The 15,777-nt window shown below is 64.5% G+C and carries 17 protein-coding genes; 13 read left to right on the forward strand and 4 right to left on the reverse strand.

Annotation, left to right across the window (positions count from 1 at the left end; translation table 11 throughout):
* From M1E17_RS05170 to M1E17_RS05190, 5 genes are read left to right on the forward strand one after another with little or no spacing between them, the layout of a single operon-like run.
* Positions 1-1,644, forward strand: a complete 1,644-nt coding sequence (locus M1E17_RS05170; RefSeq protein ID WP_457965899.1) for an ABC transporter substrate-binding protein — start codon at positions 1-3, stop codon at positions 1,642-1,644.
* Between the two features lie 21 nt (positions 1,645-1,665).
* On the forward strand, positions 1,666-2,388 hold the full coding sequence (locus M1E17_RS05175) for a DUF624 domain-containing protein (RefSeq protein ID WP_457965901.1): 723 nt from the start codon (positions 1,666-1,668) through the stop codon (positions 2,386-2,388).
* 57 nt (positions 2,389-2,445) lie between these two features.
* Positions 2,446-2,958, forward strand: a complete 513-nt coding sequence (locus M1E17_RS05180; RefSeq protein ID WP_457965902.1) for a DUF3592 domain-containing protein — start codon at positions 2,446-2,448, stop codon at positions 2,956-2,958.
* Between the two features lie 34 nt (positions 2,959-2,992).
* Positions 2,993-3,490: a DUF3592 domain-containing protein gene (locus M1E17_RS05185; protein WP_457967575.1), complete on the forward strand. Its 498-nt coding sequence runs from the start codon at positions 2,993-2,995 to the stop codon at positions 3,488-3,490.
* Positions 3,483-4,352 (forward strand): alpha/beta hydrolase, encoded by an 870-nt coding sequence (locus tag M1E17_RS05190; protein WP_457965904.1) that lies wholly within the window; start codon positions 3,483-3,485, stop codon positions 4,350-4,352. Before M1E17_RS05185 ends, M1E17_RS05190 begins: the two co-directional genes overlap by 8 nt.
* A 151-nt stretch (positions 4,353-4,503) precedes the next feature.
* Here the strand turns inward: M1E17_RS05190 and M1E17_RS05195 are convergent, their stop codons facing one another.
* Together M1E17_RS05195 and M1E17_RS05200 are read right to left on the reverse strand one after the other, a co-directional pair.
* Positions 4,504-4,827 (reverse strand): hypothetical protein, encoded by a 324-nt coding sequence (locus M1E17_RS05195; protein WP_457965906.1) that lies wholly within the window; start codon positions 4,825-4,827, stop codon positions 4,504-4,506.
* A 41-nt stretch (positions 4,828-4,868) separates the two neighbouring features.
* Positions 4,869-5,387, reverse strand: a complete 519-nt coding sequence (locus tag M1E17_RS05200; protein WP_457965908.1) for a DinB family protein — start codon at positions 5,385-5,387, stop codon at positions 4,869-4,871.
* A 118-nt stretch (positions 5,388-5,505) separates the two neighbouring features.
* On the opposite strand from M1E17_RS05200, the gene M1E17_RS05205 reads away from it, so the two are divergent.
* Positions 5,506-5,829 (forward strand): hypothetical protein, encoded by a 324-nt coding sequence (locus M1E17_RS05205; protein WP_457965909.1) that lies wholly within the window; start codon positions 5,506-5,508, stop codon positions 5,827-5,829.
* 73 nt (positions 5,830-5,902) lie between these two features.
* Positions 5,903-6,277: a VOC family protein gene (locus tag M1E17_RS05210; RefSeq protein WP_457965910.1), complete on the forward strand. Its 375-nt coding sequence runs from the start codon at positions 5,903-5,905 to the stop codon at positions 6,275-6,277.
* Here the strand turns inward: M1E17_RS05210 and M1E17_RS05215 are convergent.
* Complete coding sequence (locus tag M1E17_RS05215) at positions 6,274-7,233, reverse strand: alpha/beta fold hydrolase (protein WP_457965911.1); 960 nt, start codon at positions 7,231-7,233, stop codon at positions 6,274-6,276. The genes M1E17_RS05210 and M1E17_RS05215 overlap by 4 nt on opposite strands.
* Positions 7,234-7,346: 113 nt before the next feature.
* Between M1E17_RS05215 and M1E17_RS05220 the strand changes: the two genes are divergently transcribed.
* The 4 genes from M1E17_RS05220 (at position 7,347) to M1E17_RS05235 (ending at position 10,890) form a co-directional block, all read left to right on the forward strand.
* Positions 7,347-8,165: a hypothetical protein gene (locus M1E17_RS05220; RefSeq protein ID WP_457965913.1), complete on the forward strand. Its 819-nt coding sequence runs from the start codon at positions 7,347-7,349 to the stop codon at positions 8,163-8,165.
* Positions 8,149-8,832: a DUF4166 domain-containing protein gene (locus M1E17_RS05225; protein WP_457965914.1), complete on the forward strand. Its 684-nt coding sequence runs from the start codon at positions 8,149-8,151 to the stop codon at positions 8,830-8,832. Before M1E17_RS05220 ends, M1E17_RS05225 begins: the two co-directional genes overlap by 17 nt.
* Before the next feature lie 189 nt (positions 8,833-9,021).
* Positions 9,022-10,515 carry an APC family permease gene (locus M1E17_RS05230; protein WP_457965916.1) on the forward strand — a complete coding sequence of 498 codons (1,494 nt, stop codon included), beginning with the start codon at positions 9,022-9,024 and terminating at the stop codon, positions 10,513-10,515.
* A 78-nt stretch (positions 10,516-10,593) separates the two neighbouring features.
* A complete protein-coding gene (locus M1E17_RS05235) occupies positions 10,594-10,890 on the forward strand; it encodes a hypothetical protein (RefSeq protein WP_457965918.1) in 297 nt (98 codons plus the stop codon).
* A gap of 169 nt (positions 10,891-11,059) precedes the next feature.
* Here M1E17_RS05235 and M1E17_RS05240 read toward each other — a convergent pair whose 3' ends face one another.
* Complete coding sequence (locus M1E17_RS05240) at positions 11,060-13,411, reverse strand: glycoside hydrolase family 3 N-terminal domain-containing protein (RefSeq protein WP_457965920.1); 2,352 nt, start codon at positions 13,409-13,411, stop codon at positions 11,060-11,062.
* A gap of 227 nt (positions 13,412-13,638) precedes the next feature.
* On the opposite strand from M1E17_RS05240, the gene M1E17_RS05245 reads away from it, so the two are divergent.
* Both M1E17_RS05245 and M1E17_RS05250 read left to right on the forward strand, forming a co-directional pair.
* A complete protein-coding gene (locus M1E17_RS05245; RefSeq protein WP_457965922.1) occupies positions 13,639-14,763 on the forward strand; it encodes a Gfo/Idh/MocA family protein in 1,125 nt (374 codons plus the stop codon).
* Between the two features lie 37 nt (positions 14,764-14,800).
* Complete coding sequence (locus M1E17_RS05250) at positions 14,801-15,775, forward strand: DUF6807 domain-containing protein (RefSeq protein WP_457965924.1); 975 nt, start codon at positions 14,801-14,803, stop codon at positions 15,773-15,775.
* The last annotated feature ends 2 nt before the right edge of the window (positions 15,776-15,777 follow it).

The following is a 15,777-nucleotide window of genomic DNA, read 5'->3' on the forward strand; positions in this document are numbered from 1 at the left end:
ATGAAAGGACATCCAATGATCCCCAAACGAGAGCTCCGCAGACGAGACTTCCTCGGCCTGGCCTCCGTTGTCACCATCGGCCTGATGCTGACCAGCTGCGACTCCGATTCGGCGGAGGTGGACACCTCCAAGTCCCGCAACGGAGCGATGGACAGCTTTGGAGTGGGGGACACGTTCAAGGCGACGACGCCGCTGACGTTCAGCTTCCTCTTCAGCGACCAGCCCACCTACCCCTACAAGAAGGACTGGCTGCTGTTCACGCGGATGGCATCCGAGAACAACGTCACGCTGGAAACCACCATTGTGCCCAGCAGCGACTATGAGCAGAAACGCAGCCTCCTGATCAGCTCGGGCAACGCTCCGGAGATCATCGCCAAGACCTACCCCGGCCAGGAGGCCGCGTACGTCTCCTCCGGCGCGGTCCTGCCGGTCAGCGACTACGTGAACCTCATGCCGCACTTCCAGGACAAGGTCAAAAAGTGGAAGCTCGAGCCGGAGATCGCCGGGCTGACCCAGGAGGACGGCAAGTACTACGTCCTGCCGGGCCTGCACGAGGAACTCTGGCCGGACTACTCGCTGGCGTTCCGCATGGACATACTCGAGAAGGAGAATATCGCCGAGCCGAAGAGCTGGGACGAGTTCCGCGAAGTGCTGCGCAAGCTCAAAAAGGCGCATCCCGACGTCGTGCCTTTCTCTGACCGCTTCAACGGCAACAGCGTCCTGAACATCGCCGGCACGGCGTTCGGCACCGTAGCTGGATGGGGGCTGGTGGACGGGCTCAGCTTTGACGAGTCGAAGAAGGAGTTTGCGTTCGGTGCCGGTTCGCAGCAGTTCAAGGAACTGGTGACGTACTTCAACTCGCTCGTGTCCGAGGGCCTGATGGATCCGGAGAGCTTCACGCAGACCGACGATTCGGCCACCCAGAAGTTCGTCTCCGGCAAGTCGTTTGTGATCAGCGCGAACTCGCAGAACATCATCAGCTACCGGACATCCATGGAGCAGTCGCTGGGCAAGGGCAACTTTGCGGTTGCCAAAATCACGGTGCCGGGCGGTCCGGCGGGCGACATCATCGGCGGATCCCGCCTGGAAAACGGCATCATGCTCAACTCCTCCGTCAAGGAGAAGGACAGCTTTGTGGCGCTGATCCAGTACATCGACTGGCTGTTCTACAGCGATGAGGGCCAGGAGTTCACCAAATGGGGCGTTGAAGGAACCACCTTCACGAAGGAGGGCGGCAAGCGGGTCCTGGCCAAGGACATCAACTTCCAGGGCCTGAACCCGGCCGGCACCAAAGACCTCCGCGTGGAGTACGGCTTCTCCGGCGGCAACTTTGCCTACGGCGGCACCACGGAGCTGCTGCACTCCACGTTCAACGAGGAGGAGCTGGCATTCCAGAAGGCCATGAAGTCCAAGAAACCCAAGACTGTGGCCCCGCCGGTGCCGTTCAGCGATGTGGACCGGGAGCAGGCAACCCTGGTGCTGACCCCGCTGAAGGACCACGTCAAGCAGAACACCCTGAAGTTCATCACCGGCCAGCGGGATCTGAGCGAGTTCGATGCCTACGTGAAGGAACTCGATGCTAAGGGCCAGTCCAAGTACGTAGAGTTGGCCAACAAGGCGTACAAGGCCTATGCCAGCAGATAACAGCAAGAAGTAGGGCATTTCGTGGCACAGAAGAAGGCGGAGTATGGCTCCGGTCCGCTGTTCAGGGCGGCCGGGGTGGTGTACGGGGTCATGATGGCGGGCGTGCTGCTGGTGCTGGCCAACGTGCTCCTGGTACTGGCCCCGCTGCTGATCAGCCTGGCCGGTGGCTCCACCGTGCTGGCCGCCGGCGTTGTTGCTGCTGCGTTGGTGCCCGTGGGCCCGTCGCTGGTGGCCGCCGCCTACGCTTTCAACCGTCTGCTCGCGGGGGAGGAGACAGGAGTCTTCCGGGATTTCCTCCGCGGCTACCGCCGCAATGTCCGGCAGGCGCTCGCGGTCTGGCTGCCGTACCTGGCGGTGATGGCCGTCGTCGTCCTTAACCTGCTGCTCCTGCCCGGAACATTCGACGCCGGGAATCCCGGCCTGGCGGCCGCCCGGGCAGGGCTGCTGGTGCTGGGGCTCCTGGTGGCGACAGCCGGCGTGACGGCAATGCTGCTGGTGTCCCGGTTTGCGTTCCGGGTCCGGGACATCCACCGGCTGTCGCTGTACTGCCTGGGCGCGCAGAAGCGGGTGTCGCTGGGCAACGCCGGGATCCTGTTCATCTCGGCCTTCCTGCTTACGGCCAGCACCGCGGGCCTGCTGATCTTCATCGCCGGGCCCGTGATGTTCCTGATCTGCCTGAACTCGCGGCCGCTGCTGGCATTCATCGAAGCGAAGTTCACCCTTCGGGAACCGGCCCTGAACTGACGGCGGCCCGGGCACTACTGTTCGGGCGGCCCGGAAGCCTGCGGCAGAATAGGGGAGGTGACCCTGCCCAATCATGCCCCAGCCCGCAAGCCTGAAACCTTTCTGACGAGACTCAGGAACGTTGCGTTGATGGTGCTGTTCCTCGGCATCGGACCGGCACTCATCGTGGCCGGCACCCTCGAGGTCCACGCCGACGACGAACTCGCCAGGACCGGAGAACAGGTCAGCGGCACGATCGTCCAGTTTGACGACACCAACAAAGCGTCCGACCGCGACATCCGGGTGAAATACCAGGCAGCCGACGGGGAGTTTCGCTACGTCTCGGCGGACGTAGACCACGACCAGGAGCCCGTGGTGGGCGATGAGGTGACCGTGGTGTATCAGGCCGACCAGCCGGGCCGGGCCACGGTGCTCGGTTTCGAAAGCGGCGGCGTTTTCTTGCGGGGAATAGGGGTTCTCCTGACGCTGATTTTTGGTGGCATGGCCCTGTCTGTCTCCATCGGCGGGATGTTCCGCAGGAGGAGCCGAAAACGCAAGGCCGCCGTCTACAGCCGGATAAACGCGCTCTGACGGTTGACCGGCTGTGCGGCAGAATGGGGGCGTGATGCCACGACGAGCTGCTGTGAACCCCAAGTCGAAAATGTCGTGGGGAATGCGGGCGAACCTCGCGATTTCTGTGCTGGTTCTGTGCCTCGGACCCGTGTCTATAGGCGTGGGCACACAGATGATTCACGCCGACGCCGAGCTGGAGCGCAGCGGGGAACGCGCCACCGGGACAATTACGGCCTTTCACGATGAATGGCAGGCCTCCGATCGCAAGATGAAGGTGGAGTTTCCATCAAGGGATGGGTCGGTCCACTACAAGTGGGTCAGTGTGGACTACCAGCAGCACCCACTGATCGGCGGGGAAGTCATTGTGGCCTACCGAGCCGATGATCCGGGCCAGGCAACAGCCCTGGGTTATGAAAGCGACGGCGTCTGGTGGAGGGGAGTGGGAACCGTGATCACCTGCCTCTTCGGGGGGATTGGCGTTCTCCTGGCATTCTTCTTCTGGCTGGGTCTGCGCAAGGACCGAAAAAGGGAACGGATCCACCATGACTGACTTTGTTGAGGCTGTCCTCCATGACGGTTCGGTCATTCCTGTCACCCTTCAGGGGGATGGGCCGGCGCTGCTGCTGCCCGTCAGGCTGGAGCCGTATGCGCCTGCCGAGGCCGAGACCATGCGGAAATGGGGAGGGGACCCGGAGCTCGGGCCGGTTCTGGTGGCGGGGCTGTCGGCATCGAACCGGGTGATCGCGGCGGACTACGAAGGACACCGGATGGCCCACCCGGCTCCGGACAGCCTGACCCCGGACCATCTTGCCGCTGACCTTCTTGCCATCGCGGATGCCGCCGGCGCCGAATCGTTCGGCTACTACGGCTACTACGGCTACTCCTGGCTGGCGCTTAGCGGCCTGCAGCTGGCGCTTCGCACGGACCGGCTCGGGGCGCTGGTGATGGGCGGGTTTCCTCCCCTGGAGGGACCGTACCAGAGCATGCTGACGGTCACCCGCGCGGCGCACGTGATGTCCACCCAGGCACCTCATCCATCGTCGGTTTCGGTGGCGGAAGCCGAGCCCGGCGACTGGGATTCTGCCGCTGTTCAGACCACGCCGATGCAAACCGGCCAGTTCGTCACGCTCTACGAAGCGCTCCAGGACTTCGACGACTCAGCCGCCCGCTTGCCCCGGGGCCTGCCCAGACTCGCCTTCGCCGGGGCCGAAGACACCATCGATTACAGCCCTCAGTGGGGCGGAGTCCGGGTGAACATAGGTGAGCCGTTGGCCAGGCATGAGAGCGAACTGAGGGAGACCGGCTGGGATGTGCGGGTCCTTCCTGGCCTGGACCACCTGGGTGCGATGCACAGCTCCGTGGTGTTGCCCATTCTGAAGGACTGGCTGCCGAAGGTGGGCTGGGCGAAGTAGGTGGGCTGCCTATCGGCAGCACGCGTACAGGAATGCGTCACTTTTGCGGGTTTGGAACTGCGCGCCCCCCGCAGATCCGGGATCGAAGCCATTACTCGCACCCAAAAGTTACGCATTCCCGTCGGCGATGGTCAGGGGCGGCTGATCGGGGCTATTGGTTTTGCTCCCAGTGGATGCGGATTGCCTCGGCAACGGGTCCGTGGGCGGCGTCCACCCGGAACGCAACCGGGGCTGTCCCTGTCTCCTCAATCACGGCGTCACGGTATACCCGGCCGCAGGACGGACAGAGCGTGTAGATGTCCTCATCCTCCGGCCACTCGGCCAGCCCGGCGGGTACGGGGGTGCTGCTGTCCCCGTGGACCGGGATGCCTTGACGGTTGGCCTGGATCAGTCCCTCGCCGCTGACGGTGTTCCCGCAGACACAGACAATCGTGGTGACGTCGTGACCGGTGACATCGGCGTATTCAGTCTCCATGAGGTCCTCCCGGGCGATGGAAGAGACATGTCACTCTCAGTTTATGCCTGCGCGCTGGTGGCGTTATTGGCCAGCAGCTGCTCGCGCAGGATGTCAGCGTGGCCGCAGTGCTGGGCGAGCTCCCGGAGCATGTGCAGGTACACCCAGCGCAGCGGGAGCGGGCCACGCCGGTTTCCGTGAAGAAGGTCGTCGAGCCCCAGCGGCGCCGTCGCGGCCCGCGAGGCCCCGCACGCCTGCCGGTAGGCCTCCCGGACGGTGGCGATGCTGTCGCCGTCGCCGAGGATAAATGAATTGTCCACAATGGCAGCGATGCCGATCTCGGTGCGGGACCGGCACGTGATGGCTTCATCGAACCAGACCTTTTCGACGAAGGTGGCGTGCTTCACCAAGCCAAGCAGCGTGGTCCGGGAGGGTACCAGGGACCGACGCACCTGCTCCTCGGTGAGCCCGTCCAGGCAGTCACCGAGGGCGAGCCGATGCTCGTTAAGGAACGCCTCCAACTGGATTCGGATTGGCTGGTTCAAGACATCTTCGGAGAGGGTAACGGGGAGGGAGGCCATGCGTGAAGTATTCCAGACTTCCTTGGGGACAAATTGGCCCGTAGCAATTCAGGATCGACGCCGGGAAGTGGGACTCCGCCTCATGGTGCTGGACGCTGTCAGTGCCTATCGTGGAGCCATGTCTGATACTTTCTCCTCCCTCATGGACACGTTCAAAAACATCGGTGTTTCGAAGGCATACGGCCCACCGATCCAGGTGGGCGGGGAAGAAATCATCCCCGTTGCTGTGGTCTCCTTCGGATTTGGTGGCGGCGGGGAAGCAGGGAACGGTGCTTCCGGCGGAGGGGGAGGGGGCATGGTGGTGCCGCTGGGTGTTTACCGGAACGACGGCGGGCGCTCAACGTTCCGGCCCAATACCGTGGTCACGCTGGTCTGCCTGGTTCCCGCCATCCTGGCCGCCGGCGCCGCCATCAGCAGCGTTGTTCGCGCGGCGAGATCATAAAAAATTGGTCATTGTCCGGCCGGTTCTGCGGGTCTAGGGTGGGCCAATAGTCACTCCCTGTCCAGGAGGAATCATGTCCGGTGAGCCAGTGTATTTCGAAATCGGCGTTCAGGATGCCGGCCGCGGCAAGGCCTTTTACGGGTCGCTCTTCGGGTGGAAGTTTGCCCCCGGACCCTCAGGAGGGGAAGGGTTTGTGATCGGCACCCCGGGGATCAGCGGCGGGATGCACGGAGGCGACCCCGGCGCGGCGCCGTATCTGTTCTTTCGAGTCGATGACCTCGACTCCGCCCTGGCCCGGGTGCGCGAGCTGGGCGGTTCGATCGACGAGACCGACCTTGGCGATGAAAGCAAGGCCGCAGAGTATGGCCGCTTCAAGCTGTGCCGGGACGACCAAGGCTCCGTCTTTGGGCTCCACGAACCTCCGCCGGGCCCGGACTTCACGCTCTAGCTATCCTCAATCAGGTGGGCGGCAACCTCTTCCACCGCCTGGGCGAGTGCTTTGGCTGATTCCGGGCCGCCGTGCCCCTCGCTTTCAATGACGGTGAGCTTGCTGCCTTTCCATCCTTGGTGAAGCTTCCACGGCGTTATCACGGGGCCGCTGATGTCGCGGCGGCCGTGGATGAGGTGGCCGGGGATCCCTTCCAGTTCGTGGATCCGCGGAATGATCTCGTGCCATTTGGTTAGAAATCCGTCCCGCGACCAATAGTGCGTAACCAGCAGGGCGAAGGTCATGCGCTCGCGTTCGTCGTCGAACATCGGGCCTGGCTGCCAGCGCGGGTCCAGGGCAATGTGCGTCGATTCCCAGCGGTCCCAGTCCTCTGCCGCCAGCCGGGCGTCGTCGCGGTCTTCTCCCGCCAGGCGGCGGGCGTAAGCCTCCACCAAGCGTTCTCCCGGGTGTGCGTCGGCGTTGGCTGCGAACTCGGCCCATGCTTCCGGGAACACAGTCCCGACGCCTTCAGTGATCCACTGGACCTCGGCGCGGCTGGTGGTTGTCACCGCCACGAGGGCAAGGCCGAGTACCCGGCCGGGGTGCTGCAACGCGTAGGCGAGCGCGAGGGTTGAGCCCCAGGAGCCGCCGGTGACAATCCACTTGTCTATGCCGAGGTGCTCGCGAACGGCCTCGATGTCCTCCACAAGCATTTGCGTGGTATTCAGGTGCAGGTGGCCCAGGTCATCCTGCGCCCGGGGCGTGCTTTTGCCGCAGCCGCGCTGGTCCAGCCCAATGGTCCGGAACCGGCTGGGATCGTGCTGTTTACGGTAGCCCCCGCCGCCCAGCGAGCTGCCGGGGCCGCCGTGAAGGTAGAGCACCGGCACCCCTGAAGGATGTCCTGTCGATTCCCAGTAGATCCTTGCGTGGGGCACGTCCACCCAGCCGCTGTCCGTCTCCCCGCTCTGTTCAGTCACGGCTCCACGATAGGGGAATATCCGACGTCGTGCCTTTCAGCCCGACGTCGGAAAATTCGGGCTGGATAAATCCGGCTGGATCAATCCCCCGGCCCGCCGCCTATGATGCTGACATGGGGGAACATCCGAGCTGGAGCTCATCCGGGGCTGGTCAGCAGATCTACGTAGAAATTGGCATCCGCACGTCTATGGAGCGGCTGTGGACGCTCAGCCAGGAACCGGACCTGCATCCGCGCTGGGACCTTCGGTTTTCCCGCATCGTCCCTACGGGCCAGGACGATGAAGGCAACGTCAGCTTCCGCTACGAGTTTCGGCTGCCGTTCCACACCATCAGGGGAACCGGAACGTCACTGGGCCACCGGCGTCGTGCCGACGGCCAGGCAACGTCGGTACTCAAATTCACCACAGCAGACGTGCTCTCGCCCATCGGGCCCGGTGCAGGATATTGGCGCTACATCCCCACCGACCACGGCGTGCGCTTCATCACCGGGTACAGCTACCGGCCGGGAATGGGCCTCCTCGGCGGGATCCTTGACGGCCGGGTGATCCGCCCTGCCCTGGGCTGGGCGACGGCCATCTCCTTTGATCGCCTACGCCTGTGGGCGGAATCCGGCCTCCGGCCCGAGGTTTCCCGCAACCGCTGGGCTATGGATGCAGCGGCCAGAAGTGCTGCTCTTCTAACTGCGCTGTTCCTGTTCCGCCGTGCCCTGTCCGGCCGGGACGCGGGAATGGCAGCCACTTTGGGTTCGACGGCGGCGCTGGCCTCCTGGTTCATCCCGCCACACCGGACGGTCCCGCGGGCGGGGCGGTGCCTGAGGAAGGCGCCTGATCCGCGCTCCGGACGCGCCCCCTCGGCTCTCCTGACTCTTCCGTCACCTTCCACCTCCGCCCCCGGCCCTGACAGAAGGAGCAGCAGTGGCATCAATCTTTGAACTCGCGATGGGCCAGGACTTCCACCGGCTGCATCCCATGTTGCAGAAGCGCTTTGGAGTGGACGCCGAAGCTGGTTACGCATGCGTGGGACGCGGTGTCTTTACGGAAGTGCGCCGCGGGGCGTGGTGGACGCTGCCCTTTCTTCGCCTGGGGGCGTACCGCAACATTCTCTTCCCGGACCGCGGCGAAAACATTCCCTTCACCATCGAGAACTATCCCTATGTTGACGGCTTCGGCCGCCCCACCGTCACTTTCGTCAGGACGCTGGAGCTCCCCGGGTCCAGGACCCGCCGGTTCGACGCCACTATGGTTTTCAGTCCGGACAGCGGCGGGATAGTGGACTACCTCGGCACGCACCAGCACCTGGCCACCGACCTCATCCTGGAGGTGATGCCGGATGGATCGCTCCACCTCCAATCAGGAGCCCAGCGGTTCTACGAAGGCTTGCTGGGATTCACCTTTCCCGCTGCGTTTACGGGTACCGCCGATCTCTATGAGGGCTTTGATGACGCCCGCGGTGTTTTCACCATCCAGATGCAGGTGCGCAATCCTCTCGTGGGCTTCCTTTTCGGGTACCGCGGAGAGTTCGAATGCACCTTTCCTGACATCGACGCTGACGGAGCCCCTCAGCGGCTTAGGCCGGTGAGGGAGGAACGCCGGCTGTAGTGGCCCGTGCCCCTTTGAACCAGGGTAGAGCCGCAGCCAAGGACGCGTCGTGGCTGGTCAAGACGCCCCGGGGTGTTTTTGGGTGTTGCCAAAACCAGCCGGAAAGGTTCACAGTGAAATAGATCGCATCGAGGCCGGAAGTCCTGCCGAGATCCTTCAGGTAGCACGGTATCCGCTGTGGAGGTCGTCATGAGCACAACGTCAGACAGAGTCTTTGATGTAACTCCTGAAAGAGACGAACCCAAGCTCAAACGGGTGCTCGGACCCAAGCTCCTGCTCCTCTTCATCGTTGGTGACATCCTGGGCGCCGGCGTGTACGCGGTGACCGGGACGATGGCCGGCCAGGTCGGCGGCATTGTATGGCTGCCGTTCCTGCTCGCCTTCATCGTCGCCACACTGACCGCCTTCTCCTATCTGGAGCTGGTCACCCAATACCCACAGGCGGCGGGCGCTGCGCTCTACACCCACAAGGCATTCGGGATTCACTTTGTCACCTTCCTTGTGGCGTTCGCCGTTGTCTGCTCCGGAATCACCAGCGCCTCCACCTCCGCGAACGTCCTGGCACAAAACTTCTTCGGCGGGATGGAGATCAACGGCTGGATGGGAGTGCCCGGACGGGAAGTCATCACCCTGGTGGCGATGGGCTTTATGCTCCTGCTGGCGATCATCAACCTGCGCGGCGTGGGCGAGAGCGTGAAGTTCAACGTGGTGCTGACGCTGGTGGAGATGATCGCGCTGTGCATCGTGATCGGCGTCGGCTTTTATGTGATGACGCAGGGCACCGGGAACGCAGGCGAAATATTCGTCTTCAATGACTACCAGGACAAGGGGCTGTTCCTGGCGGTCACGGCGGCAACCTCCATTGCCTTCTTTGCGATGGTGGGGTTCGAAGACTCGGTGAACATGGTGGAGGAGACCAAAGAACCCGAGAAGATCTTCCCGCGCACCATGCTAACGGGCTTGGGCATAGCGGTGCTCCTGTACATGCTGGTGGCCGTTTCCGTGGTCAGTGTGCTTTCGCCTACCGAGCTTGAGGACATCAGGGAGGCCGAGGGTGCCGCGCTCCTCGAGGTGGTGCACAAGGGTTCCCCGGACTTCCCGATCGACAGGATCTTCCCGTTCCTTGCGGTATTCGCTGTGGCCAACACCGCGCTGATCAACATGCTGATGGCCAGCCGCCTCATTTACGGCATGGCCCGCCAGGATGTCCTGCCGCGGGCGCTGGGCAAGGTGCTTCCGGTGCGCCGGACGCCGTGGGCCGGCATCCTGTTCTCCACCGTTCTTGCACTGGGTCTGATCTGGTACGTCAGCAGCGATCCGGAAAGCAACATTGTTGCCAACCTTTCGGGCACGACGGCGTTCCTGCTGCTTTGCGTCTTTACGGTGGTCAACGTGGCCTGCCTGGTGCTCCGGCGCAAGCGGGACCCCAACCGCAAGGTCTGGTTCACCTCACCCGGCCAACTTCCCCTGCTGGCTGCGTTGCTGTGCGCCTTCCTTGCCGGCCCGTGGGTGGGACGGAACCCCATCCAATACCAGGTGGCCGGAGGGCTGATGGCCATCGGCATCGTGCTGTGGCTTATCACCTGGCTGATCACCCGGCGGACGAACCGGGGCCCTGGCGAACCGGTGGGGACGCAGAATATCGGCAAGGACGAAGGCGTCCCTCCGCCGCCCATTCACTGAGCAGGGTTTGACCATGCTTCCTGAAAGCAATGAGTCCCGCTAGGAAAACTAGCCTGAGATGGTCACAGGAGGAAGACGATGAACATCCGGCCAGAGCAAGAAACATCCGGAGACATACCGGAAGCTGATGCCCTTGAACAGCAAACACCTGTCCTGCCGGACGGGTCCGAGAACGTCATGGACCCCCTGCCCATGGATGCCCCGGAGGCAGACGTCATAGAGCAGCACGCGGACGTGAGGCCAGGCGGTGCGGCTGCCGGGATTGCGGCCGTTGCAGAAGCGGACGCAGCCGAGGCAGACCTGGTGGAACAGGCGATGGCGCTCTCCATTGACGACGAAGAGGATTACCCCGAAGGCAGCGACGAGGATGGCTAGAACGGGTTTATGCTAGGGGCCTTTCTGACGAATCGGGCGCGGAGCTCGGATGGACGGCGCTGGCCCGCACCGACGGCGCGGGCCCACACCGCTAGAGCGGGGCAGGGCCGTTCTTGGACGGTTAGCGCTAGGTAGTTGGGCAGCGGGGGACCCGACGCGAGACCGGCGCCTACACCAGCGGCCGGACCCGCACCGGGGTCAGCATCTCCCGCTCAAACCCCACCACCCGCCGCTCGCCGTGCAGGATTAGTTCGTGCGTGTGGGCATCGTTAATGCTCGACGTCGCCACGTGCAGCTTCGCGAGGCCCGGCGCCACAATGCGCTCCAGCCCCAGTCCGGTGAAGGACGTGCGGTCCGCGTGGACTGTGAACTCCACCCTTGCCGAGGCCCCGGCGGCGAGTTCCACCCGGGCGTAACCGATCAGCTCACGGACCGGGCGGACCACCTCGGCCACGGGATCCTCCAGGTACAGCTGGACCACTTCGGCGCCGCCGCGGGAACCAGTGTTGGTGACGGTGCAGGAGACTACTGCGCTCGCCGATGTGGACATGGTGGGAGCACTGCAGGAATGGTCTGACAATTCGAATGATGTGTAGGACAGGCCGTGACCAAAGCTGAACAAAGGCGACGGATCCAGGGCGCTCACCTCGGTCTTCCCGGCCAGCCTGCTCTGCAGGTAAGTGCCCGGCTGGCCGCCCGGGGACCGTGGGACGGACACCGGAAGCTTGCCGGAGAAATTGGACGTTCCCAGCAGGACGTCCCAGAGGGCCTCGGCGCCTTCCTCGCCGGGGAAGAAGCCTTGGACGATGGCGTCGGCGCGGTCAACAAAGTCACCCAGTGCATAGGGGCGTCCGCTCAGCACCACCACAATGACGCGGGTGCCCGCCTGGGCCGCGGCGGCCATGACGCGGTCCAGCAACCGGTGCTGGTCGCCCGGAAGCCTGAGGTCCGCGGCGTCGTTGCCTTCGCCTGAGGTTCCGCGGCCGAACAGGCCCGCGTTGTCGCCCACCACAATCACACAGGTCTCCACTGAGCGGGCTATGGCGCAGGCCCGGTCGATCTCCTCGTCCGTGGAGGCCTCGCATGTTCCCGTCACGGCGCTCTGCATGTTGGTAAACCGCTCGGCTGCCACGCCGGCAACTGTGGGGATGCTGATGCCCAGGGGAGTGTCGGGATGCGAGGCCCCCACATGGGCATCGAACGAATAGCAGCCCAACATGGCAAACGGGTCCGAGGACAACGGGCCCACCACGCCGAGACGTGAAGCGCCGGCCAGGGGCAACGCCGGACCGGCGCCCCGGTCATGATTGGCCAGGAGCACCAGCGACTGCACGGCCAGGTCCCTGGCAAGCCGGCGGTTTTCAGTCGGGTCCAGGTCGATGGGGCCTGCAGCAGCCAGGAACGGCGGTTCCGGATCGAACCCGGCGTCCAGCAGGCCTGCCTCGAGCTTCTGGTTCAGCACGCGCCGCAAGGCCCGGTCGATCAGTTCTTCGGGCACTTTGCCTTCCCGGACCCGGGCGAGCAGCGGCCCGCCGAAGCAGTTCACGGTGGGAAGTTCGACGTCGACCCCCGCCTCGAGCGCCAGCGCCGCGGCGTGTCCGCCGTCCTCTGCCACGCCGTGCATCAGCTGCAGGAAGGAGACGCCGAAGTAGTCGGCCACCACGGTGCCGTCAAAGCCCCAGGTGTCGCGAAGCAGGGTGGTGAGGAGGGGGCCGTTGGCGGCCCCCGGCACGCCGTCGACGTCCGTGTACGCGTGCATGACCGAACGGGCACCGCCGTGTTTGATGGCCATTTCAAAGGGTGGAAGCATTACGTCCGCGAGTTCGCGCGGACCCATGGAGACGGGCGCGTGGTTGCGGCCTGCACGGGAGGCGGAGTAGCCCACAAAGTGCTTGAGGGTGGCCACGACGCCGGCTTCCTCCAGGCCCTGCACATAGGCCGTGGCCACTGTGCCCACCAGGTAAGGGTCCTCGCCGATGGTCTCCTCCACGCGTCCCCAGCGGAGGTCGCGGACCACGTCCAGCACCGGCGCCAGGCCTTGGTGGACGCCGAGTCCGCGCATGCTTTCGCCGATCCGGCCGGCCATTGCGCGCACCAGTGCAGGGTTGAATGTGGCGCCCCAGGCGAGCGGTACGGGGAAGGCCGTGGCTTTCCAGGCGGCCAGGCCGGCGAGGCATTCCTCGTGGACCTGGGCAGGAATGCCAAACCGTGAGGCGGCCATGATGTCCCGCTGCGCCGCGGCCAGGGAGCGTGCCCCCGCCGCCGGGTCCAGGGGAGTGGTGCCGTACATGCGCGTGATCTGCCCCAGCCCGTCCGCGATGACCTCGCCCCACGAGCGGATGTCCCCGGCCAGCTGGCTCTGCAGCGGCGCAACGGAGTCTCCCTCGATCGAGGCATTGACCCAGACCCCAACCAGCTGGGCGAGCTTCTCCTCGATGGTCATGTCCTGGATCAGGCGTTCGACGCCGGTGTGCCCGGCGGGGCGCTGAACTGCTTGCGTTTCGGCTGCACCGCTGTTCACGGGTTGCTCCTTGGGTTGGAATGATTTCTCTGAAACTATCAGAAACTTACAGTTAGTTTCTAGATCGAAAAATCCTTGACTTCCGGCCACCGGTCTTTCTACGGTTGAGGAGGAAGGCTGCTGACCCCTTCCGGTGTAACGAGAAAATTCAATGGTTTCTTAGAAAGTTTCGGACCGGGCAATGTCCGGGGCCGATGTTCCACTGCGAAGACGGAGAGAGCGAATACATGCGGAGCTATAAAGTGGCGATCGTTGGCACGGGCGGAATAGCAGCTGTCCATGCTGACAACGTGGGACGCGCCGGAGGCCGGGCCCAGCTGGTGGCGGCATGCGATGTGGACGCGGCGCGGCTGGAATCCTTCAGCAACCAGCACAACATCCCGGGCCGCTTCCAAAACCTCACTGAGTTGCTGGCTGAGAGCACGCCGGACATCGTGCACCTGTGCACCCCGCCCATGATGCACATCGACCAGGCCATTGAATGCCTTGAGGCCGGCGTCCATGTCCTGTCGGAGAAGCCGCCGGCCCTGAGCCTGGCGGATTTCGACAGGTTGGAGGCAGCCAGGATCAAGGGTGGCGCGCAGTTCTCCTGCGTGTTCCAGCACAGGTTCGGCGATGCGGCGGCGGCAGCCAAGGGCCTGATCGGGGAGGCTGCTTTTGGCCGGCCGCTAGTGGCCAGGTGCGATACCCTCTGGTACCGGCCGGACAGCTACTGGGACCTGCCGTGGCGGGGTTCATGGAATGCCGAGGGCGGCGGACCCACCATGGGCCACGGCATCCACCAGTTCGATCTGCTGCTCCACCTCCTGGGCCCGTGGCAGGAGGTCACCGCTCTCGCTTCGCGTCAGGCCCGCAGGACCTCCACCGAGGACCTGTCCGCAGCCCTTGTCCGTTTTGAGAACGGGGCGGTGGCCACTGTTTTAAACTCCCTGCTGTCCCCGCGGGAAACCTCAGAGATCCGCATTGACACCGAGTTCGCCACCATCGAGCTCTCCCACCTCTACGGCTACTCCACCGGCAACTGGACCATCACCGGTGCGCCCGGACACGAGGAGACAGTCCTCGCAGCCTGGGAGGGCCAGCCGCTGGAGCAGGGGAGCGGCCATTCAGCCCAGTTCCTGGCCATGTATGACGCGCTCGACGCCGGCCAACCGCTTCCGGCGGGCGCGGACTCGGTGCGCCAGACCCTGGAACTCGCTGCCGCGATTTACGCGTCAGCGTTCACCGGCAAGGCAGTGCAGCGTGGGGAGATCGTGCCAGGGCATCCCTTCTACAACGGCATGGACGGCGACGGCCTGGGTACCCGGATCCTGGATTCAACAGCCCTTGCATCCGCCACCGCTTCCTCCTGAACCTGACCCTTCTTCCTTCCCACGTCTTGGAGATCCAGTGACCACCACCGCAGCACCCACCAGCACCGTAACGAACAAAGAGCTCACCTATTCCGACGATGGCACCACCCTTGCCTTCAGTGCCGGCGGGCAGGAGCTGGCGAGATACACCTACCGCCCCGGGGATGACCAGTACGAAAGCCCGCGCCCGTACTTCCACCCGCTCAGGACCCTCGGCGGGGACGAGGTCACCATTGCCCGGCCCTGGGACCACGTGTGGCACAAAGGCCTGTCGTGGGCGCTGCCGAACGTCGGGAAGGACAACTTCTGGGGCGGCGCCACGTACACCCGGGAAACGGAATACGCCAACCTGGACAACAACGGCGCCATGAACCATGAGGCCTTCACCGGGATCACTGACTCCGACGGCGGCATTACGGCGGCGGAAGCCCTCACCTGGACCTCGCAGGACGGCAAGCCCGTCATCGCCGAAAAACGCCGCTTCAACATCCGGCTCCTGGAGGTTCCGCCGGCGGGCGAAGAAGGCCGCGCTGCCTGGGCCATCCTCTTCGAAACCGAAATGACCAACGTCTCGCCTGACACCATCGAGATCGGAAGCCCCACCACCGAAGGCCGGAACAACGCCGGCTACGGCGGGCTGTTCTGGCGCGGGCCGCGGTCCTTCACCGGGGGAGAGTTCCGGTCACCCGACGGGACCGGCGCGGACGAGTTCATGGGCACCCGCTCCCCGTGGATCGCCTTCACCGGCCAGCACGATGTCACCTGCCGCTTCTCCTCCATCATGTTTGTTGAGGACAGCGCCAACCCCGGTGCGCCCAACCAGTGGTTCGCCCGCTCGTCCATGTTCGCGTGCCTGGGTTCCGCGCCGTTCTTCAGCGAAGTAGTCCCGCTGAAGGAAGGCCAGCCGCTGACCTACCGCTACGCCGTCGTGATTTCAGACGGAAAAGCGGACGGGGACACGGCGGACCGGCTGGCGGAAGCTGCCAAAGCCGCCCTGGAAAGCTGGAAGTGACG

This window comes from Arthrobacter sp. D1-29, from assembly GCF_054130585.1.